Source organism: Sphingomonas sp. BE123, from assembly GCF_031456015.1.
GTDB lineage: Bacteria > Pseudomonadota > Alphaproteobacteria > Sphingomonadales > Sphingomonadaceae > Sphingomonas.
The window spans coordinates 1,013,505-1,037,680 of the sequence record NZ_JAVDTW010000001.1; the positions used below are offsets into that span (position 1 = coordinate 1,013,505).

Sequence of the window (24,176 nt, forward strand, 5' to 3'; positions counted from 1 at the left end):
GATGGGTCCCCGCTTTCGCGGGGATGACGATTTTGATTGCAGGAGAGAGTTCAATGACTTCCCCCATCACGACTGAAAAGCAGGGCGATATCCTCGTCATTACCTCGAACAACCCGCCGGTGAACGCGCTCGGCGCGGCGGTGCGGCAGGGGCTGGACGCGGCGATCAAGGAACTGAACAGCGATGACAGCCTGAAGGCCGCGGTGATCCGCTGCGACGGGCGCACCTTCTTTGCCGGGGCCGACATCACCGAATTCGGCAAGCCGATGCAGGAGCCGGGCCTCCCGACCGTGGTCGACACGATCGAGGCGAGCGAGAAGCCGGTCGTCGCCGCGGTCCACGGCACGGCCCTTGGCGGCGGGTGCGAGGTTGCGCTGGCCTGCCATTACCGCATCGCCGTCCCCTCGGCGAAGTTCGGCCTCCCCGAAGTGAAGCTCGGCATCCTGCCGGGCGCTGGCGGCACGCAGCGCCTGCCGCGCGTCGCGGGGGTCGAATTCGCGCTTGAACTGGCGGCGAAGGGCGATCCGGTCCCGGCCAAGGTCGCGCAGGCCGCCGGACTCGTCGATCGCCTGGCGGGTGAGGACAGCCTGACCGCCGACGCCATCGCCTATGCCCAGGAAGTGGCCGACGCCCGCCCCCTGCCCCGCGCCAGCGAAAAGCCGGTGAGCGTCGAGCCGGGCGTGTTCGACACCTTCCGCAAGACCAACGCCAAGCGCTTCCGCGGCTATGACGCGCCGGCCGAGATCATCGCGGTGATCGAGGAAACGGTCGACAAGCCCTATGCCGAGGGCGTTCAGCGCGAGCGCAACGGCTTCATGAAGCTGATCATGGGCACGCAGTCGGCTGCGATGCGCCACATCTTCTTCGCCGAACGCAAGGCCGCGAAGATCGACGATGTGCCCGAGGATACGCAGCTGCGTCCCATCAAGAAGGTCGGCGTGATCGGCGCCGGCACGATGGGCGGCGGCATTTCGATGAACTTCCTGTCGGCCGGCATCCCGGTGACGATCGTCGAGATGCAGCAGGAAGCGCTCGACCGCGGCACCGGCGTGATGCGCAAGAATTACGAGGGCAGCGCCGCGCGCGGCCGGATCAAGCCCGAACAGGTCGAACAGGCAATGGGCCTGCTGACCCCGACGCTGAGCATGGACGACCTCGCCGATTGCGACCTCGTCATCGAGGCGGTCTATGAGAATATGGACGTCAAGAAGGACATTTTCGGCAAGCTGAGCACCATCTGCAAGCCGGGCGCGATCCTCGCCTCCAACACCAGCTACCTCAACATCGACGAGATTGCGGCATCGACCAGCCGTCCGGGCGATGTCGTCGGCATGCACTTCTTCTCGCCCGCCAATGTCATGAAGCTGCTGGAAATCGTGCGCGGCGCACAGACCGACAAGGATGTGCTGGCGACCGTCATGGACGTCGCCAAGAAGATCAAGAAGGTCGCGGTGGTCGCGGGCGTGTGCCACGGCTTCATCGGCAACCGCATGCTGATGCCGCGTCAGGTCGAGGCGATGAAGCTGCTGATGGAAGGCGCGACCCCGGAGCAGGTCGACCGCGTCCATGTCGAATTCGGCATGCCGATGGGCCCGTTCCAGATGAGCGACCTGGCCGGCGTCGACATCGGCTGGCACCGCGACCCGACCCGGATCGAAAGCATCCGCGACGCGCTCGCCGCCGAGGGCCGCTGGGGCCAGAAGAAGCAGGCCGGCTTCTACGACTATGACGACAAGCGGAACCCCTCGCCCAGCCCGCGCGTCGCCGAGATCATCGAGGATTTCCGCAAGAAGACCGGCGCGGTGCAGCATGAGGTGACCGCCGAGGAGATCATCGAGCGTACGCTCTACACGATGGTCAACGAAGGCGCGCTGATCCTGCAGGAAGGCATGGCGCAGCGTGCATCGGACATCGATGTCGTGTGGATCTATGGCTATGGCTGGCCGGTCTATCGCGGCGGCCCGATGTTCTGGGCGGACACTGTCGGCCTCAAGACCATCGTCGCGGGGCTGGAGAAGCATGGCTTCGAAGTCGCGCAGCTGCTCAAGGACAAGGCCGAGAAGGGCGAGCGCTTCAATGGCTGATGCCGCAGCGACCGGCGCGGAGGCGGGCGAGGTGGAGGCGCTGCGCTTCCGCCTCGGCTTCTTCAAGCTGGTCGTGCGCGACCTCCCCGCGATGGAGCGCTTCTACTGCGACACTTTCGGGTTCGCGGTAAGCAATCGCGTGGTGCTGCCCGGGCTGGAGGAGTCGATGCTCAACCTGCCCGGCCAGCCCTTCACATTGGTGCTGTTCCATCACACCGATGGGCGCGCGGTGACGGTCGGCAACGGGCATGGCCCGGTCGGCCTCACCACCGCCGATCTCGACGCGGCGGCGGCGCGCGCAATCGCGCATGGCGCGCGCCCATTGCACGGGCCGCATGAGTTGCCGGGCGCGCGGCTGACCTTCCTGCTCGACCCCGAGGGGCATGAGATCGAACTGATCCAGCGCACGGGCACGGCGGGATGACACTGGCGCGCGCGTCCGCGATCGACATCGCCACCGCAATCGCGGCGGGCGAGACGAGCGCGCGCGCGCAGTGCGAGGCCGCCATCGCGCGGATCGAGGCCGGGGACGGCGCGATCAACGCGGTGGTGGTGCGCGATTTCGACCGCGCGCTGGCCGCGGCGAACGCAGCCGATGCGGCGGTAGCACGCGGCGAGCGCCGCCCGCTGCTGGGCGTACCGATCACGGTCAAGGAAGCGTTCGACGTCGCCGGCCTTCCGACCAGCTGGGGCTTCGCGCACGCCGTCAACAACATCGCCACGAGCGATGCGGTTGCGGTGCAGCGGCTCAAGGCAGCGGGCGCGGTGATCCTGGGCAAGACCAATGTGCCCAAGGCGCTGGGCGACTGGCAGAGCGTCAATTCCGTCTATGGCCGAACCAGCAACCCGCATGATCCGGAGCGCACCTGTGGCGGCAGCTCGGGCGGGGCGGCTGCGGCGCTGGCCATGGGCTATGTGCCGATCGAACTGGGCAGCGATATTGGCGGGTCGATCCGGGTGCCGTCGCATTTCTGCGGCATCTGGGGGCACAAGCCGAGCTATGGCGCGCTGAACGGCTATGGCCACCGCTTCCCCGGCACCGATGGCGCGGAGGCGGTGCTCAGCGTGATCGGGCCGATGGCGCGGCGTGGCAGCGACCTCCCGCTGCTGGTCGACCTGCTCGCCGACCTGCCCTTGCCGCGGGCTGCCGCGCCTGCCCGGCGGGTGCTGGTGCTGACCGCCCATCCGGCGACCGCGACCGCTGCGGCCGTGATCGACGGGGTGGAGCGCGCGGCGCACGCACTGGCGCGCGATGGGGTGGAGGTGATCCGCGCCCACCCTGCCCTGCCCAATCTGGCGGCGCAGCATGATGCATACACTGCGCTGCTCGGCACCGTGTTCGCGCGGTCCGACCCGAGCCTGCACGACACACTGCCGCGCCTGCTGCCGTACCTTGCGATGCTCGACGCGCAGGCGCGCAATAGCCGGGCCTGGGCACAGCTGTTTGCGGAGGTCGACGCGGTGATCGCCCCGCCCGCCGCGACCCAGGCGTTTCCGCACGACCCGCGCCCGCAGGTGCAGCGGACGCTCGACATTGACGGCGTGGAAAGCGGCTATGACGCGCACCTCGCTTGGGCCGGGCTCGCCACCTATCCGGGCCTGCCCGCCACCACCTTCCCGGCCGGGACCGCAGGCGGCCTGCCGACCGGGGTACAGGTGCTGACCGACTTCAATCACGACCATCTTGCGATTGCGACCGCGCGCCGCATCGCCGCTTTGCTGGACGAGGAGCCATCATGACCGATCTCGACACCTTCCGCGCGGAGACCCGCGCCTGGCTGGAAGCCAATGTCCCCGCATCGATGCGCGAGCCGATGCGCGGCGAGGGCGACGCCAATTGGGGCGGACGCAAGGCCGATTACAGCAAGAACCCCGACCAGAAACTGTACATGGACCGCATGGCCGCGCGCGGCTGGACCGTGCCCGACTGGCCGACCCAATATGGCGGCGGCGGGCTGTCGCCGGCGCAGACCAAGATCCTGCGTGAGGAGATGGCGGCGCTCAACTGCCGCAATCCGCTCAACAGCTTCGGCATTTCGATGCTTGGTCCGGCGCTGCTCAAATACGGCACCGAGGAACAGAAGCTTGAGCATCTGCCCAAGATCGCGCGCGGCGAGATCCGCTGGTGCCAGGGCTATTCGGAGCCGAATGCGGGCAGCGACCTTGCCGGCCTCGCCACCAGCGCGATCAGCGATGGCGACGATTATATCGTCAACGGTCAGAAGGTGTGGACCAGCTATGCCGACAAGGCGGACTGGATCTTCTGCCTCGTCCGCACCAGCAAGGACAGCAAGCAGGGCGGGATCAGCTTCCTGTTGTTCGACATGGACTCGCCCGGCGTCTCGACCAAGCCGATCCTGCTGATCAGCGGCTATTCGCCCTTCTGCGAAACCTTCTTTGACAATGTCCGTGTGCCGAAGAAGAACCGCATTCACGACGAGAACAAAGGCTGGGACGTCGCCAAATATCTGCTCGGCCATGAGCGCGAGATGATTTCGGGCATGGGCCTCGCCGCGCCCGGCGGCAACCCGCTGATCGAAGGCGCAATCGCGACGATCGGGCTGGATGCGCAGGGGCGCCTCGCCGACCCGATCCTGCGCGCGCAGCTCGCGCTGTTCGAAGTGCGGTCCAAGGCATTCTCGGCGATGTCGGAGCGGTTCATCGACCAGTTGAAGGCCGGACAGGCGCACCCCGCCCAGCCGTCGATGATGAAATATTACGGCACCGAGCTGAACAAGGACCGCCACGAGCTGGTGATGGCGAGCGGCGGGTCGGACACGCTGGAATGGGAAAGCGAACGCTCCAACGGCGGCGCCAAGCCGCGCGCGTGGCTGCGCACCAAGGCGAATTCGATCGAAGGCGGGACCAGCGAGGTCCAGCTGAACATCGTCGCCAAGCGGATTTTGGAGCTGCCGGCGTGACGCATTAGCCCTCTCCCCTTCAGGGGAGAGGGTTGGGAGAGGGGCAGTCTGAAACAGATACGGGCCGGAGTTGGAGAGACTGCCCCTCTCCCCGGCCCTCTCCCCTGAAGGGGAGAGGGAGAAAGTGATGCCACTCTACCTCAACGACGAACAGACCATGCTCCGCGAGAGCGCCCAGCAATTCGTGGCGCAGGCCGCTCCGGTCAGCCATATGCGCGCACTGCGCGACGCCAATGACGCGACCGGGTTCAGCCGCGACCTGTGGAAGCAGTTCGCCGAAATGGGCTTCACCGGCATCCTGATCCCGGAGGCCGATGGCGGCCTTGGCCTCGGCCATGTCGAGGCGGGGGTGGTGCTGGAGGAGATCGGGCGCAACCTGTCCCCCTCCCCCTTCCTCACCACGGCGGTCGCGGCCGTGGCGGCACTCAAGGGCACCGCGCAGCGCGAACGCTGGTTCCCCGGCATCCTGTCGGGCGATACGGTCGCAGCGCTGGCGATCGATGAACGTGCCAAGCATGGCGACGCGATCGCGATGAAGGCCGAACGCTCGGGCAACGGCTTCAAGCTGACCGGGGCGAAGCAGTTCGTCGCGCATGGCCATGTCGCCGACCTGCTGATCGTCGCCGCGCGCACCGCCGGGTCGCCCGAGGATGCCGACGGCGTGACCTTGTTCGCGGTGCCCAAGGATGCGGCGAACCTCACCGCCGACCCGCAGCGGCTGGCCGATGCGAGCCTTGCCGCGCGCATGACCTTTGACGGGGTCGAGGTCGATGCCGATGCGGTGATCGGGGAGGTCGATGGCGGCCGTTCGGTGCTGAGCGCGCTGCTCGGCGCCGGGCGCACGGGCGCTGCGGCGGAAATGCTCGGCGTCGGCGGCGGCGCGATGGACATGACCGTCCAGTATCTCAAGGAACGCAAGCAGTTCGGCGTGCTGATCGGCAGCTTCCAGGCGCTCCAGCATCGCGCGGCGCACCTCTATTCAGAGCTGGAAGTCGCGCGCGCCGCGGTGCTCAAGGCACAGCAACTGCTCGACGCGGGCGACGCCAAGGCGGACGAAGCCGTGTCGGTCGCCAAGGCGATGGCCGGCATGGCCTCGACGCTGGCGGTGCAGGAAGGCGTGCAAATGCACGGCGGCATCGGCATGACCGACGAATATGATATCGGCTTCTACATGAAGCGCGGGCGCGTGCTGGCCGAACTGTTCGGCGATACCAACTACCACGCCGACGCGCTCGCGCGGGCGGCTGGGTATTGACCTTCTCTAGCCCCTCCCCTTCAGGGGAGGGGTTGGGGTGGGGCCGATCCTCACAGGCCATCGGTCTCGGTGAGACTGAGACGCCCCACCCCCAACCCCTCCCCTGAAGGGGAGGGGCTTAAGGAATGAACATGAGCGAACCGGAAAAACGCGCCGAAACCGCCGCCGAGCAGGTGACCCAACTCGTCGAATTGCTCGACGTCGAAACCATCGATGTCGACCTGTATCGCGGCGCGCGTCAGCCGGGCGGGGTCGGGCGCGTGTTCGGCGGGCAAGTGATCGCGCAGGCGCTGCAGGCGGCGCAGCGCTCGGTCGAGGGCAAGGACGCGCATTCGCTCCACGCCTATTTCATGCGGCCGGGCAATGAGGATTTCCCGATCATCTATCGCGTCGTGCGCGATTATGACGGGGGCAGCTTCGCCAACCGCCGCGTAATCGCGCTGCAGCAGGGCATGCCGATCCTGAACATGATCGCGTCGTTCCAGCGGCCCGAGGAAGGACTGTCGCATCAGGCCGACATGCCCGATGTGCCGGGGCCGGACGAGTTGCGCTCCGAGTTCGAGCTGCGCGAGGAAATCCGCGACCATGTGCCGGAGCGGTTCCGCCCCTTCTTCCTGCGCCCGCGCCCGATCGAAATCCGCCCCTGCTCCCCGCGCAACTGGTTCAAGCCGGAAAAGCGCGATCCGGTACAGCATAGCTGGTTCCGCACCGCCGCCGCCCTGCCCGACGATCCCGCGCTGCACCGCGCGGTGCTGTCCTATGCCAGCGACATGATGCTGCTCGGCACCGCGACGCTGCCGCACGGCGTCAACTGGATGACGCGCGGGCTGCAGAGCGCGAGCCTCGACCACGCCGTATGGCTGCACGAGCCGCTGCGCGCCGATGACTGGCTGCTCTACACCACCGACAGCCCCTGGGCCGGCCATGCGCGCGGGTTCAACCGCGGCCGCATCTACAGCCGCGACGGACGGCTGGTGGCGAGCGTGGCGCAGGAAGGGCTGATGCGGATGCGCGAGGGGTGAGGGTTTCAGAACCGCACCAAACCCCGTCGCCCCGGGCTTGACCCGGGGCCGGGCTGTTTGTTGTCACCCGCCAAGGAAGAAGCCCTGGCCCGGGTCAAGCCCGGGCAGACGAGCGACTATTCCTTCGGCCGGATCACATAGGCCGCCGGCAGGTACAGAAACACCTCGGTCAGGCTCGCGCGCGACCATTCGACCGGCCGGTCCAGCCCGCGCACTTCGACGCCGTAGCCGGGGCCGAAGCGCGCCGCCGTCGTCGCGGCATCGGCGGCGATCATCTCGATGATTCGGGTGCGATACTGGTCGGGGTTGAGCACCGACAGCGTCATGTCGCCGCTCTTTTCGATCTGCGCGCGGCCCGTCGCCGGCACCGCCTTGATGAACTTCGCGATCCGGTCGAGCGCGGCGCGCGCGTCCATGCCGGGCTCCAGCTTCACCTTGATGATGAAGCTGGTCCGCTCCGAATCCGGGCGGCTGTCGCGCGACAGATTGAGGTTGCCGTAATTGGCCAGCGTCAACGGCTCGACCACATAATCGCCGGTCGCCAGTTCAACGCCGTGCCTGCCCGCCTGTTCGATCGCGCTGCGCACCATCGCATAAATTTCCTTGCGGCGCGTCGCCTCGTCACGCGTGTCACCGGCGATCGACACGCGCTGCACCGCGAAATCCGCCGTGCGCCGCAGTGTGATGATCGGGATCGACGTGCCCTGGAACCCGTCGCGATTGGCCGCCGCGCGGGTGGCGGTCACCACCACTTCCTGCGCCGCGGCGGGCAGGATGCTCGCCGCCATCAATGTTGCCGCCGTCAGTGCCCGAACGATCCGCATTGCCCTGCTCCCATTTGGTTCGGGTGCAGCGTCGGGCTTTGTCCCCGCCGGGTCAACGCCCTGTCAGGGCGCGTCAGAAACCCGGCGCATCGTCGTCATCGGCATCGTCGCGCACCGCCATGCGATACTGCACGCGGGCGATGCAGCCCTGCGCGCCGCGCGGCGCGGCTTCGGCGCGTCCGGCAATGATCATGCGGCGCGCATGCTCGCCAAAATCTGCCGCCGGTTCGCTGGCGAGCACGGTGACCGCACCGGTCGCGCCCCATGGGGCAATGTCGTAGCGGACAATCGCCCAGCCTTCGATTCCGCGGCGACGAAAGGCGTCGGGAAACTCCTGCGCGAGCGGGCGGACCCAGCGGATCGTTTCGGGGCAGGTTCCGGTCGGATATTCGCTCGCGGGCGGCATCGGCGGGGCGGGCACTGGCGCGGTTGCGGCGCGGCGGAAGGGAATGGTGCAGCGCGTGCGCGGCGCGTTGCCGACATAGCGGCTGCGGGCCGCCGCATCGCTTGCGGCCGCTTCCAGCACGCGGTTGCCATCGCTGGCGACGATGCCAAGGTTTTGCGGCACGCCATCCGCATCGACATCGAACCTCGCCACGGCATAGGACGGGATGCCCGGCGTCTGGGGGATGCGGCGGCCGTCGATATAGGCGCGCAGCAACATGCGCGGGCGACCCGGCCCGGCGCAGTCGCCGGCCTTGCGGATCTGTTGCATGATGGCCGGAAATTCCGACGGGTTCACCATGCGCAGCGCCGCGACGCGGTAGAGATCGGCCGGTGCCGCACGGTCCAGCGGAATGCTGCGCGGGGTGAAGGTCATGGTACAGGCGGCCCCCGCGGCACTCGCCGGAAAGCGCCACAGGCTGAGCGCCGGGGCAAGGTCGGTGCCCTGCACATAGGCCTTGCCCCCGGATACCGCGACCCGCTGGGTAATGCCGAGCGGGCGGCCATCGTCACCGATGGTGAACCCCATTTCATACGAACGCGGCGCTTCGGTCCCCAACCGGGCGACCTGGGTGAACGGCGCGACCACGGAAAGCGGCGTAACGCTCCGCCCGCCACATTGGGCGGTGGCTCCGTCATAATCCACCAGATGCGGGCCATAGGGCGGGCTCGGAACCCGGGGCGCAGCGAAATGATCGGGCGCACGCGGCGGCGCCGGGGGCGGCACCGCAATGGTGGCGGTCTGGGCGGCGGCGATGAGGAGCGTCAGCATGAAGCGCAGCGTCCGCCTTTTTTGTTACCGGATCAAGGCATTAGGTTCGAGAAGCAAATGCCCCCTCGGTGAATGCAAGGGCATTTCCAGCGCTAAACCGCCGTCTTCCCATATTCCTGCCGCGTCACCGGATGGCTCGACGACAGCCCGCCATCCACCGCCAGTGCCTGGCCGTTGACATAGCTCGCATCATCCGAGGCGAGGAACAAAGCCGCGCGCGCCAGTTCATCCGGCTGAGCACCACGGCGCAGCGGGTTCAACCGGCCGACGCGGTCCATCTTCCCCGCCTCGCGCGCATAGTCGAAGGTCGGCTTGGTCATCCCCGTCTCGGTCAGCCCCGGGCACAGCGCGTTGACGCGGACATTCGACCCCGACAGCTGCTGCGCCGCGACGGCGGCGAGGTTGATCACCCCGGCCTTGGATGCCGAATAGGCCGGACTGCCTGCGCCCGACCGGATGCCGGCGACGCTGGCGGTCAGGACAATGGCGCCCTTCCCGCGTTCGGCAATCTTCGGCGCGCCATGCTTGATCGCGAGCAATGGCCCGATCAGGTTCACGCGCAACACTTCGGCCATCAGCTCCGGCGTGGTGTCGAACAGATTGGCCATGCCGCCCGAAATCCCGGCATTGGCGAACAGCACGTCGAGCCCGCCAAATTCGGCGACCGCCAGATCGACGGTGGCGATCACGTCCGGCTCGCTACCCGCGTCCATGCGGATCGCCTTGGCCGCGCCCCCCGCAGCGGCGATCAGCGCGACGGTTTCGTCCGCGCCTTCGGTCTTGTCGGCGACGATCACCCGCCCCCCTTCGGCCGCGAACAGGATCGCGGCGGCGCGGCCGATCCCGCTCCCCGCGCCGGTGACGATGATCGACTTGTCCTGAAAACGCATACCTACCTCCGTTCGCCCTGATGACCAAGTCGCCAAAGCCCCCGGCTTTGGCTGAAACGTCCGGGGGACGTTTCACTTGGTCATTGTCGAAGGGCCGTTCTTCTTCTCGCCGTTCAAGTAAGGACTGTGCTTCGATAAGCTCAGCACGACCGGGGGTGGGGCTAGATCGTCACCCCGCCATCGATCACCAGCGCCTGTCCGGTCGTATAGCGCCCCGCCGCCGAAGCGAGGAACACGACGCCCCCGGCAATATCCTCCGGCTCGCCCAGCCGGCGCAGCGGGGTCTGCTTGTTCACCCGCGCCTCGGCCGCGGGGTCCTCCCATAGCGCGCGGGCAAAGTCGGTCTTGATCAGTCCCGGCGCGATGCAGTTCACGCGGACATTGTCGGGGCCATATTCGACCGCATAGTTGCGCGCGAGCTGGAAGTCCGCCGCCTTCGACACGTTATACGCCCCGATCACCGGCGACCCGCGCAGCCCGCCGATCGAGGAGATGATGACGATCGCCCCGTCCTTCCGCTCGCGCATTTCGGGCGCGACCATCTGGATCAGCCAGTGGTTGGACAGGACATTGTTATCGAGGATCTTGCGGAACTGGTCATCCGCAATGCCCGCCAGCGGCCCGTAATAGGGGTTGGACGCGGCGTTGCAGACCAGGATGTCGATGCGCCCGAACACGCGGCGCGTCTCGTCCACCAGATGCTGCAGCGCATCCTTGTGCGAGATGCTCGCGGCGATCGCGATGGCGGTACCGTCGCCATGCTTCGCGTTGATCGCGGCGGCGACCGCATCGCACGCATCCTGGTTGCGGCTGGAGATCACCACCCGCGCGCCCTGATCGGCGAGCGCCTCTGCCGACGCCTTGCCGATCCCGCGCGAGGATCCGGTGACGATGGCGACCTTACCGGTCAGGTCGAACAGGCTCATCTTCTTCTCCCTCTCCCCTTCAGGGGAGAGGGTTGGGGAGAGGGGCATATCGATGCGCCCTGTCCTCGCCCTACTGCCCCTCTCCCAACCCTCTCCCCTGAAGGGGAGAGGGCTTTTTGATTACGCCCCCGCCTTGCGCGCAAATTCCCACGCGCTCGCCGCCAGCCCGGGCACGCGCGCCGCCGTCTCCTCCGCATGCGCATTGCTGGCATTGCCGTCGAGCAGGCGGCGCTTGATCCCCTGCACGATACTCATCAGCCGGAACTGGCCGAAGGCGAAATACCAGTTGAGGTCGGGAATCCCGTCGCGCCCGGTCGCGGCGCAATAGCGCTCGACCATCTGCTCGACCGTCGGAATGCCCGTCTCCGCCCCGGTAATCCCGCCGATCCCCGAAGCGCCATTGGCGGGGATCATCCAGTTCATCAGCAAGTAGCTGAAATCCGCCATCGGATCGCCGAGCGTCGACAGCTCCCAGTCGAGCACCGCCTTCACGCGCGGCGCATCGGCGTCGAAGATCATGTTGTCGATGCGGTAATCGCCATGGACGATCGACGTGCGCGTCTGCGGCGGCAATGTGCGCGGCAGCCACTCGATCAGCTTTTCGACATCCTCCAGATCGTCGGTCTGCGCCAAGCGATACTGCTTGGTCCAGCGCCCCACCTGCCGCTCGAAATAGCTGCCCGGTTTGCCGTAATCGCCCAGCCCCGCCGCGACATAATCGGTCTCGTGCAGCTGCGCCAACCGGTCGCAAATCTCGTAATAGATCGCGGTGCGCTGCGCCGGCGTTTTGTCGGGCAGCGACCCGTCCCAATAGGTCGCGCCCTCGACCAGCTCCATGATGTAGAAGGCCGATCCGACGACGCCATCATCCTCGCACAGCCCATAGGGCTTCGCCACGGGAAAGCCGGTCGGGTGCAGCCCGGCGATCAGCCGATATTCGCGATCCACCGCATGCGCCGAGGGGAGCAGCGGCCCGAACGGCTTGCGCCGCAGCACATAGGCGCCGCTCGCCGCGTCGATGCGATAGGTCGGGTTGCTCTGCCCGCCGGGGAATTTGGCGTAGCGCAGCGGCCCTTCGAACCCCGCGACATTGGCCGCCATCCACGCGGTCAGCTTCGTCACGTCGAGGTCGTCGACCTGCTCCATCGGCTGTCCGCCGCGATGTCCCGCCGGCGGGGTCATGCGAACTCGATCACGGAGCGCACCGCGTCCCCCTGGCGCAGATTGTCGAAGGCGTGGTTGATGTCCTCCAGCTTGATCCGCTCAGCCACCATCGTGTCGAGGTCGAGCACGCCGTCGAGATACATTTGCACCAGCCGCGGCAGATCGATCGGAAACTGCATCGATCCGGCGAGCGACCCCTGCAATTTCTTGCCCGACAGGAAGGTCGGGCCGGGAATGCTGACCGATTCACCCGGCTTGATCATCCCCAGGATCGTCGCGGTGCCGCCCCGGCGCAGCACGTGCCACGCGGTCTCCGCCGTCTGCGGCCGCCCGACCGCCTCGATCGCGTAGTGCACCCCGCCATCGGTGAGCTTGAGCACTTGCTTGATCAGGTCGGGGGCCATGGCGTCGAGATCGTGGGTCGCGCCCATTTTCCGCGCCAGCGCGCGCTTTTCCGCCACCGGATCGATCGCGATGATCTTGCCCGCCCCGGCAATCTTGGCGGCGTTGATCGCCGACAGGCCGATGCCGCCGCACCCGATCACCGCGACCGTCTCGCCCGGCGTTACCTTGCTGTCGCGGAAGATCGACCCTGCCCCGGTCAGCACCGCACAGCCAAGCAGCGCAGCACGGTCGAGCGGCATGTCCTTGCTGATCGCGACACAGGCATTTTCGTGGATCAGCATCTGTTCGGCAAACGCCGACAGGTTGAGGAAATGGTTGACCGGCGTGCCGTCGGAAAGCGTCAGCTTGGGCGCGGCATCCGCCGGGCGGCGCGTCGAATTGTCCAGACAAAGCGACGGGCGGCCCGAGATGCAGAACTCGCAGCTGCCGCAGAACACGGTGAAGAAGGTGATGACATGATCGCCGGGCTTGAGCCGCGTGACCTCGCTCCCCACCGCCTCGACCACGCCCGCCGCTTCATGGCCGGGCACGGTCGGCATCGCGTGCGGATAGGCGCCGTCGACGAAATGCAGGTCCGACCGGCACACACCGCACGCCGCGGTACGCACCAGCACCTCGCGCGGGCCCGGCTTGTCGATGCGGATATCGTGGATTTCGAGGGGTTTCCCGGCCTCGAACAACACTGCTGCTTTCACTTGAGCTCCCCAAACCTCAATCGTCACCCCCGCGAAAGCGGGGGCCCATCTCCTGCGCTATCCATCCACCTCACCGGCACGATTGCCACGCGTCCGGGAGATGGGCCCCCGCTTTCGCGGGGGTGACGGCAGAGGATTACCGCGTCACCGCCATGTCACCGCTGCTCGGGCGATCGGCCTTGAACTCGCCATACTTGCCGAACTCGCTGCGCGCGATCGCGCGGTTGTGCACCTCGTCCGGGCCGTCGGCAAAACGCAGCGTGCGCATGCTCGCCCAGGCGCTCGCCAACGGCGTATCGCCCGACACGCCCGCGCCGCCGAATGCCTGGATCGCATCGTCCAGGATCTGCAGCGTGATGCGCGGCCCCATCGCCTTGATCATCGCGATTTCGCCCTGCGCCGACTTGTTGCCCGCCTTGTCCATCATGTCCGCCGCCTTGAGGCACAGCAGGCGCATCATCTCGAGGTTCGAGCGCGCTTCGGCGACGCGCTGTTCCCAGATCGAATGGTCAGCGATGCGCTTGCCGAACGCGACACGGCTCAACAGCCGCTTGCACATCAGCTCGAGCGCCATTTCGGCAACGCCGATCGACCGCATGCAATGATGGATGCGCCCCGGCCCGAGGCGGCCCTGCGCGATCTCGAACCCGCGCCCTTCGCCAAGCAGGATATTCTCGACCGGAACGCGCACATTCTCCAGCACGACCTCGCCATGGCCGTGCGGCGCGTGATCATACCCGAACACCGAAAGCATGCGTTCGACCCTGACGCCGGGCGTGTCCATCGGCACCAAAATCTGGCTCTGCTGCGCGTGGCGCGAGGCATCGGGGTTGGTCTTGCCCATCACGATCGCGACCGCGCAGCGCGGATCGCCCACGCCCGACGACCACCATTTGCGGCCGTTGATGACATAATGGTCGCCATCGCGAACCATCGATGTCTGGATATTGGTCGCGTCGGACGAAGCCACGTCCGGCTCGGTCATCAGAAAGGCCGAGCGAATCTCGCCATTCATCAGCGGCTTGAGCCAGCGCTCCTTGTGCTCGCGGGTACCGTAGCGGTGCAGCACTTCCATGTTGCCGGTGTCGGGCGCGGAGCAGTTGAACACCTCGCTCGCCCAGCCGGCGCGGCCCATTTCCTCGGCGCACAGCGCATATTCGAGGTTGGTCAGCTGCGTCCCCTCGAACTCGAAACTATCGTCGACATGGGTCTGGCCCGAATGCGGCGGCATGAAGAAATTCCACAGCCCCTGCGCGCGCGCGACCGGCTTCAGCTCCTCGATCACCGGCAGCACCTTCCAGCGCTCGCCCTCATAGGCCTGACGGCGATATTCGTCCTGGCGCGGGGTGATATGCTGGTCGATAAACGCCTTCACGCGATCGCGGAAATACGTCTCCCGCTCGGTCAGCGTGAAATCCATGCGCCCTCTCCTTCTCATGCCCGGTTCGGCGGAAGCAGCGCGCCTCCGCAATGTCGCGGGCGACTCTAGGCCATACCCGATATTCGGTAAAGTGTCCGGAGCGGCTTTTTCGGTTACGGTTCCCGCGACATCGTTGCCTGTCGCATTGGGACTGTTTCTTCGAATCAAAGCTGCTAATCTGGCGCGATGAAGTCCGAAGACGCGGCGCCCGAAGAGGCGCGGGGGGAAACCAAACGATTCCGCGCCAAGCGCGACGCGATCCTCGCGGCGGCGGCGGACGTGATCAACGATCAGAGCGCGAAGGGCATGACCTTCGCCGATGTCGCGCAGCGTGTGGGCCTCAACACCACCAGCGTCACCTACTATTTCAAGCGCAAGGAAGATCTTGCCGCCGCCGCCTTCGAAGTGACGCTCGACCGGCTCGACGCGATGCTCGACGAAGCGCATCGCGAGGCAACGCCCGAGGCGCGGGTCGCCCGCTATCTGTCGATCAACATGGAGCGGCTGGCGCGAATCCATCGCGGCGAGGAAAAGGCGCTGGCGATCCTGTCCGACCTGCGCGCGATGGAGGGCGAGGTGAAGGCAGCGCTGCTCAAGCGGTGGCAGCAGATTTTCCGCAAGACCCGTGCGCTGTGGGGCGAAGGCGGCACCCGCGCGGAGACCGACCTGCGCGGCGGGCGGGCGCATGTGCTGCTCGAAAACACCTTCTGGCTTCCGGCGTGGATCACCCGCTACGAACTGGACGAATATCCGCGCGTCGAAAGCCGGCTGATGGACGTGTTCCGCCATGGCATCGCAACGCCGGGCGACCGCTGGACCCCCGATCTGCTCGACCTCACCCATGACGAGGGCGAACCGGGGCGCGAGGCATTCCTGCTCGCGGCGACGCGCCTGATCAACGAACTGGGCTATCGCGGCGCATCGGTGCAGAAAATCGCGAGCGAGCTCAATGTAACCAAGGGCAGCTTCTACCATCATCTCGACGCGAAGGACGAGCTGGTGATCGAATGCTACAAGCGCAGCTTCGACCTGATCGCCGATGCGCAGCGGCTCGCCGAAGAGGGGCCGGGCGACCATTGGCGCAAGCTGACCAGCATCATCGCGACCCTGCTCGACGTCCAGTTCTCCGAACGCGGGCCGTTGCTGCGCACCACCGCGCTGTCGGGACTGCCGCCGATTGCGCGAATGGCGCTGATCGACCGGTCGAACCGCATCGCGCGGCGCTATGCCGGGATGCTGTCCGACGGGATCGCCGAAGGATCGATCCGCGCGATCGACCCGCTCGTCGCCAGCCAGACGATGATGTCGCTGCAGAATGCCGCGTTCGACATGCGCAAATGGGCGAGCACGATGCCGCGCGAGCGCGCCGTCGCCTTCTACGCCTCGACCATCGTGTTCGGCCTGTTCGACGATCGCGTGCTGGAGTTTTCTTGAGCCGTTGAGGCTCGCCTGCTAAATGACCATCTAGATGGTCAGGAGGCCAATATGGATCGCGTGAACCTGGCGGATGCGAAGGCGCATCTCAGCGAATTAGTCGATCGCGTCGAACGTGGCGAGCAGATCGACATTACGCGACGGGGCAAACCGGTTGCGCGGCTCGCGGCAATCGCTGAGCCGCGCAAGCCGATCGATCTGGCCATGCTGCAAGCGTTGACGGCCGAACTGCCCCGGGAAGCCGAAGATGCGGCGGCACTGGTTCGCGCCATGCGGGACGGCGACCGCTATTGAGCTTCTATCTCGACACGTCGCTGATCGTCGCTGCGCTGTCCAATGAGGCGACGTCCGACACGGTCCAGCATTGGATCGTCGAGCAGGACGCACAGCAACTCACCATCAGCGACTGGACTGCGACCGAGCTATCCTCGGCATTCGCGATCAAGCTGCGCACCGGAGCGATGACGCTCGACCAGCGTGCGGCGGCGCTGGCGGTATTTCATCGGATGGTGTCCGACAGTCTGATCGTCCTTCCGGTCAAACGCCGTCACTTCCGCGAGGCAGCACGGTTCGTCGACCAGCACGAGCTTGGGTTGCGTGCGGCGGATGCGCTCCATCTCTCGATCGCATCGGAGCACGGCGCCACGGTCTGGACGCTCGACCAGCGCATGGCCGAAGCAGGACCGGCGCTGGGCGTGCCGGTGCGCCTCCTGCGCTGATCGACGTCAGGCCGCCGCCACCCCGCGCTTCAGCCACACGCCTGCACGCCAGTAATGCAACAGCGCCCAGGGCGTCGCCGCGGCGAAGGTCAGCATCGCCAGCCGCAGCGCCTCGGCATCGCCATAAGCGGGCTTGAGTGCGTCGGAGATCACGCCGATCAGCGTCGGGCCGAGGCCAAGGCCGATCAGGTTGATCACCAGCAGCGTCACCGCCGCCCACAGCGCGCGCATCCGCAGCGGGGCCAGCCCCTGGATCAGCGCGAAACTGGGGCCGAGATAGGAATTCACCAGCAGCAGCGAGACCCAATAGACCGGAATCGCGACCCACGGATCGGTCGACGCGAAGAACAGGAACGAGAGCGGCAGCCCCACTCCCTTCATCACCAGCACCAGCCATGCCTGGCTGTACAGCCCCCAGCGCTCCGCGGCCTTGTTCGCGAGCCAGCCGCCGAGCACCGCCGACAGCGTGCCGCACACCGCGCCGACCGGCGCGACGATCGACGCGATCTCGATCTTGGTCAGCCCGATCGTGCGGATCATGAAGCTGGCACCAAAGGCGGTGTGGCCATAGCCGATCAGCGAGGTGATGGTGACGCCCAGCACCAGATGGACGGCGGCGCGATTGGCAAAGAGCGAGCGGAACCCGTCGCCAAAGCTGGGCATCGCGCCCTGCGCGGCGGGGGTGTGGCTGGGGTCGGACAGGCCGCGGCGCGGCTCGACCACGAACAGCTTGATGATGATCGCGAGCAGGATGCCGGGAATGCCGACCGCGAACATTGCCACGCGCCAGCCGAAATAATGCGCCAGCGTGCCGCCGATGATCGTGCCGCCGGCCGCGCCCAGCACGACGCCGAGCGAATAGATGCCCATCGCGCCCGCGCGCTTTTCGGGCGGGTACAGGTCGGCGATGATCGAATGGCTGGGCGGGCTCGACCCCGCTTCGCCGATGCCGACGCCGATCCGGGCGAGCAGCAGCTGCACGAAATTCTGCGCCAGCCCGCACACTGCGGTCATCGCGCTCCACAGTGCCAGCGCGACCGCGATGATGTTGACGCGGTTGCTCTTGTCGGCCCAGCGCGCGACCGGCAGCCCGAGCGTCGCGTAGAAAATGGCAAAGGCAAAGCCGGCCAGCAGCCCGAGCTGGGTATCGGACAGCAGCAGCTCGGCCTTGATGTCCTCCTGCAGGATCGCGAGGATCTGCCGGTCCATATAGCTGAAGAAATAGGCAGCGGTGAGCAGGATCAGCGTGGCGGTGCGCCGCCGCAGCGCAAGCTGGTCGGCGGAAGAGGCCGCAGGGGCGGTCGCCATGAACATGCTACTCCTTCACAGGGCCGGAATGGCCGCGATCATTGTGGGAAAATCGGGGCTTCGCCGCGTTCCCCGCGCGACGAAGCCCCGAACTCTGCCGGCTTCAGAACTTGGCGGAGACGCCGATCTTGAAGTTGCGGCCGAGCGGATTCCCCACGAACGGCTCGTAGTTATAGTCCTCGCGGGCGAAGGGCGGATCCTGGTCGAACAGGTTGAGGATGCTGCCCGACAGCGTCACCTTGTCGGTGATCGCGAACTGGATCGTCAGATCGGCCGTGGTGAAGCTGTCGATGAACGCCCCCTCGGTCACCCGTGCCCCGCCCAGCGCCGGGTTCGGGCCATAGACGCCGGCGGTGGTGATGTCGGCGCGCTGGTCGTACAGCCCGTCGATATAGGTCACGGTCAGGCGCGCATCGACCGGCCCGGCCCCGAGCTCAAGGAACGCCTGCCCCTTCCATTCCGGCACCGGGTAGAGCGTCGTCTGATAGTTGAGCAGCCCGACCCCGTCATAGCCCGCCTGCACCAGCGTCCCTTCGACGAAGATGTCGCTGATCCGATTCTGCAGCGTGTAGGTGACGTTACCGCCGATCGCGAAGCGGCTGCCGCTGCCGATCAGATCGGTCCCGCGATAGCTGGCCATGAGGTCGATGCCCTCATTGGTGATCGACGCGCCATTCTGGTTCTGCGTCCGCACGCGCGAAATGGCGGTGCGCGCCGTCGTCGCGGTGCACGGCCCGGTCGAGAAGGTGAAGCGCGCGGCGAGTGCCGCATTGGTCGCGCAGGTATTGCCGCCGGTGCTGGGGAACAGCGTGTTGACCATCGAGATCAGCGGATCGGAAACGATCACATCCTGGATGTCATAGCGGTAATAATCGATGCTCGCGCTGAACCCGCCGGCATTGAGCAGCACGCCCGCGCCATAGTTTTTCGAGCTTTCCGGCACCAGGTTCGGGTTGCCGAACACGTCGATCGGGCGGAAGGTCGTGTCGATGATCTGCAGCGCGGTGATCGACCCGGGCGCCAGCTGGTTGAGCGTCGGCGCGCGGAAGGTGGTGCCGAACCCGCCGCGCACGGCAAGCCAGTCGGTCACCTGCCAGCGCGCACGGATCTGGGGATCGAAGGTCGATCCGGTGGCCCCGCCATAATCCTCGAAGCGTGCCGCAAGCTGCACGTTGAGCGAGTCGAATACCGGCAGCTGCATTTCGCCGTACACCGCCCAGACATCGCCCTGCAGGTCATAGTCGGCATTGGTGCCAAGGAAGCCAAAGGCACCCGCCGCGGCGCGCCCACCGGCGCATGCCAGCGGATTGGTGTTGCCGTTCAGCGGGGTTTCGCGGCACGGATTGACCGCCAGGTTGCTCGCGGCGCCATAACGGCCGGTGATCGAGGTATCGCGATACTGCGCGCCGACGCCGAACTGCACTTCGCCGCCGGGCAGGCTCACCCCGGTCCCGCCGCTGAGCGAGGCTTCGGCCACGAACAGCGTGGTGTCGACCCGGGTGTTCGACTTGACGAAAAACCAGTTGGTCAGGTCCGGGCTGTTCGCCGGGCCGTTCGCCACCGGATTGGTCTGCCCGGTCGCCGGGTTCACGCTGACCGCGTTGCCGAACGGGTTGAGCCACAGACAGCCATTGGCGCCCGGCGTCGTGCCGGTGCAGTTCGGGCCGCCAAAGCCGAGCAGCGCGCGCTGCACGCGGTCGCCGAACGAGTCATAGCCGTCGGTGTAGCGGTAATAATTGTGATAGGTGGCGTTGAGATTGTAGTTCAGCCCGGCGCCAACCTCGCCGCGCAGTTCGGCGGTGAAACGGGTGGATTCGCTCTTGCGCATGCCGCGCGCCGAACCCGGCTCATCCTCGCGGTCGAGCGTCGCCGGGTTGCCGCCCAGCAGGAACGGACGGAACAACAGCGTCGGGAACAACACGCCCGCACCCGCCGGCGTCGTGTTCGCTGCGCGATAGGCGACCAGGCCGGGATTGGCGCTGGGCACGAAATAGCCGCTGTTGAGCAGCGCCGAGAAGGGCGCGAACGGCGTCCCTGCTGCCGCAACGCTCGATGGCGGCTGGGTCAGCAGATAGGAGGGCGAGGTCAGATAATGCGGAACGGTCGTGCGCCCGTACAGCGCGGTGACCTGGAACGTCGTCTTCTCACCCACATCCCATTCGAAATCGATGAACGCCTGGCCGCGCGTCTCCTTCTCGACCAGATTGTCGTACACCGAATATTGGTTGTAGCAGCGCGCATCGGCGCCGACGAACCCGCCGAGCGGCGCGCACGCGCTGTCCGCGACGATGCCGCTGATCGGCGCCCCGGTCGCACCCAGATACAGGAAGTTGGCGGGGTTGCCGCCGCCGGTCCAGCCGCCCTGCGGGTTTTCGGTATAGGGGCGGATCGCCCAGTCGCGTTCCTTCGCCATCAGCTGGCTGCGCTTCTGGAAACCGGCTGCGATGAGGACGCGGAAATTCTCGCCGACATGGCCATAGCTCAGCGACGCGTCGACATCGCCGTCCGACCCGTCGATGAAGCGCCAGTTGCCGGCCGCGTTGAAGCCGCGCTGATTGGTCCGCGTGATGAAGTTGACCACCCCGGCAATCGCTTCGGAGCCATAGGTTGCGGCGGCGCCGTCCTTGAGCACTTCGACCCGGCCGATCGCCGCCTGCGGCAACAGGTTGATGTCGACCGACGGGACGCCATTGCCCGACGTGGCAAGACGCTTCGAGTTGAGCAGCACCAGCGTGCGCTGCGGGCTCAGGCCGCGCAGATTGACCGTCGCGATGCCTTCCGCCCCCTGCGAACGGCTGTCGAACTGGTTGGCGTCGCCGAGCGATGCGCTCGAGCTGGGCAGCGCCTTGACAAGGTCGAGCGCGGTCGGGCTGCCCTGCTTGGCCAGTTCCTCGGCGCCGATCACATCGACCGGCAGCGCCGCGTCCTCGGGCGTACCGGCGATCAGCGATCCGGTGATGACAATTTCGGACTCGCCGTCGCTGTCCTGCGCAAAGGCGGGCGTCAGGCCGCCGAGGACGAGCGCCGAAATCCCGCACGCCGTCAAAAGCTGCTTCTTCATATGATCCCACTCCCGTTCGGCCGGAACGCTTCTCGGTTCCATACCGTAAACTCGAATAGAACGACTTCCGGGGTTCGGGTCAAGGCGTGAAAAGCGTTGCGAAACGCCACTTATCCAACGGTGTTGCTGGGAAGATACGGGGATCGTCGCATCACCGCATTGCACCATGGGTATGACAACCCGATCTTCTAAACCGCGAATTCCATGCCGCAGATGCGAAAAGGGGTGCCGCGCAGCCGCGCGACACCCCCGGTCCGTTCACCGCTGCGGCTGCGGCGATCAGAAGCCGCTGAGCCGCGCGAAGCGTTCGCGGTGATAGGCGGTATTGCCCCACATCTGCTCAAGCACGCGCATCCGCTTGAGATAGAAGCCCGCATCATATTCGTCGGTCATGCCGATGCCACCGTGCAGCTGGATCAGCTCGCGGCTCATCAGATGCCCGATCTCGTTCGCCTTGGCCTTGGCCAGCGACACCGCCTGGCGGGTATCGCCACCGGCCTTGCCCACCGTGTCGATCGCGGCGAGCCCGGATTCGACCGCCGAGCGCATCTGTTCGATCTCGCTGAACAGGTTGGCCATGCGATGCTGCAGCGCCTGGAACGTGGCCAGAATCTGCCCGAACTGGACGCGCTGCTTAAGATAGGCGAGCGTGGTGTCGAACGCCTGCCCGGCCATCCCGAGCATTTCCGCCGCAGCGAGCAGCGCCGCCCGGTCGAGCACCGCGTCGAGCAGATTGTCCTTGCCCGACGCCAACCGGTCGGCCGGCGCACCGTCGAAGGTCACCTGCGCATGGCTGCGGAAATCGACCAGATGGCGGCGATCGACGGTCACGCCCTCCCCCGCCTCGACCAGATACAGGCCATCGGTTGCCGCGACCACGAACAGGCCGGCGCTGTCGCCCTCCGCCACGAACGCCTTGGTGCCGCTCAGCTTCCCGTCGGTCACGCTGGCGTTGATCGCGGTCGGATCGTGCCGTGGCCCTTCATCGACCGCGAGCGTGGCAACCAGCTCGCCGCTGGCGATGCGCGGCAGGTACGCCGCCTGCTGCGCTTCACTGCCGCCCAGCAGGATGGCCGAGGCGGCGGCTGCCGATGCCGCGATCGGGCTGGCCGCCATCGTCTTGCCGAGTTCCTCGATCACCAGCCCCAGGCTCAGCCAGCCGAAATCGCTGCCGCCATGCGCTTCCGGGATGATCACCCCGGTCCAGCCCATTTCGGCCATCGTCGCATAGGCGGCGGGGTCATATCCCGTCGCGTCATTGGCATTGCGGATCTTGCGCCACGCGGTGACCGGGCTCTCGTTGCTCGCCCAGTCGCGCGCCATGTCGCGCAGCATTGTCTGTTCTTCGGTCAGAACGGCCATTTCAAACTCCCTCCCCCGCTTGCGGGGAGAGGGCCGGGGAGAGGGGCAGTGTCTCGCGCCGGCCCATGTTGCGGTGGTGTTTCGAGAAGGACTGCCCCTCTCCCAACCCTCTCCCCTGAAGGGGAGAGGGCTATTTCACTGATGATCCAGCATCCCCAGGATGCGCTTGGCGATCACGTTGTTCTGGATTTCGGTGGAGCCGCCATAAATGGTCGTCGCCTTGCCGAAGAGCCAGGCACGCACGCCGTGAATCTCCTGCTCGCTAAAGCCCTCGCCTTCCCAGCCCAGGCCCTGCAGGCCCTGGATCTCGATCATCAGCTCGGCCCGCTCCTGGCCCAATTTGGTGCCGACGGTCTTGAGGATCGACGAGACTTCGGACACGCCGCCGACCGCCTTGCTCTCCGCCTGCACGCGCATTGCCGTGAGCAGGAAAGTGCGCCAGTCCATCTCGAACTTGGCGATCCGCGCGCGCAGGTCCGGGTCGGCGATCCGGCCCTGATCGTCGACGCCGCGATATTTCTTCGCGACATCGGCCAGCGACGGGCCGCCCATGCGGAACGCGGAGCCGCCGCCCGAGAGGTTGGTGCGCTCATGCTGCAGCAGGCGCTTGCCGATGGTCCAGCCCTGCCCCTCCTCGCCGACGCGGTTTTCCTTGGGCACCTTCACATTGGTGAAGAAGGTTTCGCAGAAGGGGGACATGCCGCTGATCATCTGGATCGGCTTCACCTCGACCCCGGGCGCATCCATGTCGATCAGCAGGAAGGTGATGCCGCCCTGTTTCTGGGTCTTGTCGGTGCGGACGAGACAGAAGCATTTGTGCGCCCATTGCCCGCCGCTGGTCCAGGTCTTCTGGCCGTTGACGATATAATGGTCGCCCTTGTCCTCGGCAAAGGTCTGCAGGTTGGCGAGGTCGGAGCCGGCGTTCGGCTCGGAATAGCCCTGGCACCAGCGCACTTCGCCGCGCGCGATCGCGGGGATATGCTCCTTCTTCTGCGCCTCATTGCCATATTCCAGCAGCGTCGGGCCGAACATCATCACGCCCATGCCGCCGATCGGATTCCACGCGCCGACGCGGGCCATTTCCTCCGACAGCACCTTGGCCTGCGCGCGCGACAGGCCGCCACCGCCATATTCGGCCGGCCAGGTCGGGACGCCCCAGCCTTTCTCGCCCATCGCCTTGCGCCACGCCGCCTGTTCGGGGGTTTCCTCGGTCGGCCCCTCGACCGCGGACATGCTGTTGTCCTTGCCCTTGAGCGAAGCGGGGAAGTTGGCCGCGAGCCAGTCGCGGACTTCGGTGCGGAAGGTGTCGAGATCGACCCTTACTTCCTCCATTACAGACATCTTCTCTCCTCAAAATTCACGGCGGAGTGCGGTTTCACGGCGCGCTCTTGCGCGACATGTTCGCTTTATCGATTCCCGAACAGCCGATTTTGAATTTGCGGTATGGCTCCGTGCGCGTCAATACCCCGC

At 66.6% G+C, this 24,176-nt stretch carries 20 protein-coding genes; 9 read left to right on the plus strand and 11 right to left on the minus strand.

Annotated features, from left to right (window positions below; all coding sequences use genetic code 11):
- Positions 1 to 53 precede the first annotated feature (53 nt).
- The 6 genes from J2Y54_RS05155 to J2Y54_RS05180 all read left to right on the plus strand — a co-directional run bounded on the left by J2Y54_RS05155 (position 54) and on the right by J2Y54_RS05180 (position 7,282).
- On the plus strand, positions 54 to 2,084 hold the full coding sequence (locus J2Y54_RS05155; protein WP_310037488.1) for a 3-hydroxyacyl-CoA dehydrogenase NAD-binding domain-containing protein: 2,031 nt from the start codon (positions 54 to 56) through the stop codon (positions 2,082 to 2,084).
- Positions 2,077 to 2,508, plus strand: a complete 432-nt coding sequence (locus J2Y54_RS05160; RefSeq protein WP_310037490.1) for a VOC family protein — start codon at positions 2,077 to 2,079, stop codon at positions 2,506 to 2,508. The genes J2Y54_RS05155 and J2Y54_RS05160 overlap by 8 nt, the downstream gene beginning before the upstream one ends.
- The gene (locus tag J2Y54_RS05165; protein WP_310037491.1) at positions 2,505 to 3,824 is read left to right on the plus strand and encodes an amidase family protein; all 1,320 of its coding nucleotides are present in this window, start codon (positions 2,505 to 2,507) and stop codon (positions 3,822 to 3,824) included. Before J2Y54_RS05160 ends, J2Y54_RS05165 begins: the two co-directional genes overlap by 4 nt.
- Positions 3,818 to 5,005: an acyl-CoA dehydrogenase family protein gene (locus tag J2Y54_RS05170; RefSeq protein ID WP_310038471.1), complete on the plus strand. Its 1,188-nt coding sequence runs from the start codon at positions 3,818 to 3,820 to the stop codon at positions 5,003 to 5,005. Before J2Y54_RS05165 ends, J2Y54_RS05170 begins: the two co-directional genes overlap by 7 nt.
- A 127-nt stretch (positions 5,006 to 5,132) precedes the next feature.
- Positions 5,133 to 6,260 carry an acyl-CoA dehydrogenase family protein gene (locus J2Y54_RS05175; protein ID WP_310037492.1) on the plus strand — a complete coding sequence of 376 codons (1,128 nt, stop codon included), beginning with the start codon at positions 5,133 to 5,135 and terminating at the stop codon, positions 6,258 to 6,260.
- A gap of 131 nt (positions 6,261 to 6,391) precedes the next feature.
- Positions 6,392 to 7,282 carry an acyl-CoA thioesterase II gene (locus tag J2Y54_RS05180; RefSeq protein WP_310037493.1) on the plus strand — a complete coding sequence of 297 codons (891 nt, stop codon included), beginning with the start codon at positions 6,392 to 6,394 and terminating at the stop codon, positions 7,280 to 7,282.
- 116 nt (positions 7,283 to 7,398) lie between these two features.
- Here J2Y54_RS05180 and J2Y54_RS05185 read toward each other — a convergent pair whose 3' ends face one another.
- The 7 genes from J2Y54_RS05185 to J2Y54_RS05215 form a co-directional block, all read right to left on the minus strand.
- A complete protein-coding gene (locus J2Y54_RS05185; protein ID WP_310037495.1) occupies positions 7,399 to 8,106 on the minus strand; it encodes a TonB-dependent receptor in 708 nt (235 codons plus the stop codon).
- Positions 8,107 to 8,179: 73 nt separating this feature from the next.
- On the minus strand, positions 8,180 to 9,322 hold the full coding sequence (locus tag J2Y54_RS05190; protein WP_310037496.1) for an energy transducer TonB: 1,143 nt from the start codon (positions 9,320 to 9,322) through the stop codon (positions 8,180 to 8,182).
- 92 nt (positions 9,323 to 9,414) lie between these two features.
- Positions 9,415 to 10,212 (minus strand): SDR family oxidoreductase, encoded by a 798-nt coding sequence (locus tag J2Y54_RS05195; RefSeq protein WP_310037497.1) that lies wholly within the window; start codon positions 10,210 to 10,212, stop codon positions 9,415 to 9,417.
- 161 nt (positions 10,213 to 10,373) lie between these two features.
- Entirely contained in the window at positions 10,374 to 11,138 is a 765-nt protein-coding gene (locus J2Y54_RS05200; protein ID WP_310037498.1) for an SDR family oxidoreductase, read from the minus strand.
- A gap of 120 nt (positions 11,139 to 11,258) precedes the next feature.
- Positions 11,259 to 12,320, minus strand: a complete 1,062-nt coding sequence (locus J2Y54_RS05205; RefSeq protein ID WP_405052878.1) for a phosphotransferase family protein — start codon at positions 12,318 to 12,320, stop codon at positions 11,259 to 11,261.
- Positions 12,317 to 13,402, minus strand: a complete 1,086-nt coding sequence (locus J2Y54_RS05210) for a Zn-dependent alcohol dehydrogenase (RefSeq protein ID WP_310037500.1) — start codon at positions 13,400 to 13,402, stop codon at positions 12,317 to 12,319. The genes J2Y54_RS05205 and J2Y54_RS05210 overlap by 4 nt, the downstream gene beginning before the upstream one ends.
- A gap of 136 nt (positions 13,403 to 13,538) precedes the next feature.
- Positions 13,539 to 14,822, minus strand: a complete 1,284-nt coding sequence (locus J2Y54_RS05215; protein ID WP_310037502.1) for an acyl-CoA dehydrogenase family protein — start codon at positions 14,820 to 14,822, stop codon at positions 13,539 to 13,541.
- A gap of 186 nt (positions 14,823 to 15,008) precedes the next feature.
- On the opposite strand from J2Y54_RS05215, the gene J2Y54_RS05220 reads away from it, so the two are divergent.
- From J2Y54_RS05220 to J2Y54_RS05230, 3 genes are read left to right on the plus strand one after another with little or no spacing between them, the layout of a single operon-like run.
- Positions 15,009 to 16,256 carry a TetR/AcrR family transcriptional regulator gene (locus J2Y54_RS05220; RefSeq protein ID WP_310037504.1) on the plus strand — a complete coding sequence of 416 codons (1,248 nt, stop codon included), beginning with the start codon at positions 15,009 to 15,011 and terminating at the stop codon, positions 16,254 to 16,256.
- Between the two features lie 51 nt (positions 16,257 to 16,307).
- The gene (locus J2Y54_RS05225; protein ID WP_310037505.1) at positions 16,308 to 16,550 is read left to right on the plus strand and encodes a type II toxin-antitoxin system prevent-host-death family antitoxin; all 243 of its coding nucleotides are present in this window, start codon (positions 16,308 to 16,310) and stop codon (positions 16,548 to 16,550) included.
- The gene (locus J2Y54_RS05230) at positions 16,547 to 16,975 is read left to right on the plus strand and encodes a type II toxin-antitoxin system VapC family toxin (protein WP_310037506.1); all 429 of its coding nucleotides are present in this window, start codon (positions 16,547 to 16,549) and stop codon (positions 16,973 to 16,975) included. The genes J2Y54_RS05225 and J2Y54_RS05230 overlap by 4 nt, the downstream gene beginning before the upstream one ends.
- Before the next feature lie 6 nt (positions 16,976 to 16,981).
- On the opposite strand, the gene J2Y54_RS05235 is transcribed toward J2Y54_RS05230, so the two are convergent.
- The 4 genes from J2Y54_RS05235 to J2Y54_RS05250 all read right to left on the minus strand — a co-directional run bounded on the left by J2Y54_RS05235 (position 16,982) and on the right by J2Y54_RS05250 (position 24,047).
- Positions 16,982 to 18,283: an MFS transporter gene (locus tag J2Y54_RS05235; protein WP_310037508.1), complete on the minus strand. Its 1,302-nt coding sequence runs from the start codon at positions 18,281 to 18,283 to the stop codon at positions 16,982 to 16,984.
- A 103-nt stretch (positions 18,284 to 18,386) separates the two neighbouring features.
- The gene (locus tag J2Y54_RS05240) at positions 18,387 to 21,344 is read right to left on the minus strand and encodes a TonB-dependent receptor domain-containing protein (protein ID WP_310037509.1); all 2,958 of its coding nucleotides are present in this window, start codon (positions 21,342 to 21,344) and stop codon (positions 18,387 to 18,389) included.
- 279 nt (positions 21,345 to 21,623) lie between these two features.
- Positions 21,624 to 22,706, minus strand: a complete 1,083-nt coding sequence (locus J2Y54_RS05245) for an acyl-CoA dehydrogenase family protein (RefSeq protein ID WP_310037511.1) — start codon at positions 22,704 to 22,706, stop codon at positions 21,624 to 21,626.
- 135 nt (positions 22,707 to 22,841) lie between these two features.
- Positions 22,842 to 24,047 carry an acyl-CoA dehydrogenase family protein gene (locus J2Y54_RS05250; protein ID WP_310037513.1) on the minus strand — a complete coding sequence of 402 codons (1,206 nt, stop codon included), beginning with the start codon at positions 24,045 to 24,047 and terminating at the stop codon, positions 22,842 to 22,844.
- Positions 24,048 to 24,176 lie beyond the last annotated feature (129 nt).

Bases quoted from the DNA above. Each gene is read 5' to 3' on its own strand.
- J2Y54_RS05200 (WP_310037498.1), bottom strand. From the start codon at position 11,138: ATGAGCCTGTTCGACCTGACCGGTAAGGTCGCCATCGTCACCGGATCC.
- J2Y54_RS05155 (WP_310037488.1), top strand. From the start codon at position 54: ATGACTTCCCCCATCACGACTGAAAAGCAGGGCGATATCCTCGTCATT.
- J2Y54_RS05250 (WP_310037513.1), bottom strand. From the start codon at position 24,047: ATGTCTGTAATGGAGGAAGTAAGGGTCGATCTCGACACCTTCCGCACC.
- J2Y54_RS05190 (WP_310037496.1), bottom strand. From the start codon at position 9,322: ATGCTGACGCTCCTCATCGCCGCCGCCCAGACCGCCACCATTGCGGTG.
- J2Y54_RS05175 (WP_310037492.1), top strand. From the start codon at position 5,133: ATGCCACTCTACCTCAACGACGAACAGACCATGCTCCGCGAGAGCGCC.
- J2Y54_RS05235 (WP_310037508.1), bottom strand. From the start codon at position 18,283: ATGGCGACCGCCCCTGCGGCCTCTTCCGCCGACCAGCTTGCGCTGCGG.
- J2Y54_RS05220 (WP_310037504.1), top strand. From the start codon at position 15,009: ATGAAGTCCGAAGACGCGGCGCCCGAAGAGGCGCGGGGGGAAACCAAA.
- J2Y54_RS05245 (WP_310037511.1), bottom strand. From the start codon at position 22,706: ATGGCCGTTCTGACCGAAGAACAGACAATGCTGCGCGACATGGCGCGC.
- J2Y54_RS05205 (WP_405052878.1), bottom strand. From the start codon at position 12,320: ATGACCCCGCCGGCGGGACATCGCGGCGGACAGCCGATGGAGCAGGTC.
- J2Y54_RS05240 (WP_310037509.1), bottom strand. From the start codon at position 21,344: ATGAAGAAGCAGCTTTTGACGGCGTGCGGGATTTCGGCGCTCGTCCTC.
- J2Y54_RS05195 (WP_310037497.1), bottom strand. From the start codon at position 10,212: ATGCGTTTTCAGGACAAGTCGATCATCGTCACCGGCGCGGGGAGCGGG.
- J2Y54_RS05185 (WP_310037495.1), bottom strand. From the start codon at position 8,106: ATGCGGATCGTTCGGGCACTGACGGCGGCAACATTGATGGCGGCGAGC.
- J2Y54_RS05160 (WP_310037490.1), top strand. From the start codon at position 2,077: ATGGCTGATGCCGCAGCGACCGGCGCGGAGGCGGGCGAGGTGGAGGCG.
- J2Y54_RS05180 (WP_310037493.1), top strand. From the start codon at position 6,392: ATGAGCGAACCGGAAAAACGCGCCGAAACCGCCGCCGAGCAGGTGACC.
- J2Y54_RS05215 (WP_310037502.1), bottom strand. From the start codon at position 14,822: ATGGATTTCACGCTGACCGAGCGGGAGACGTATTTCCGCGATCGCGTG.
- J2Y54_RS05165 (WP_310037491.1), top strand. From the start codon at position 2,505: ATGACACTGGCGCGCGCGTCCGCGATCGACATCGCCACCGCAATCGCG.
- J2Y54_RS05225 (WP_310037505.1), top strand. From the start codon at position 16,308: ATGGATCGCGTGAACCTGGCGGATGCGAAGGCGCATCTCAGCGAATTA.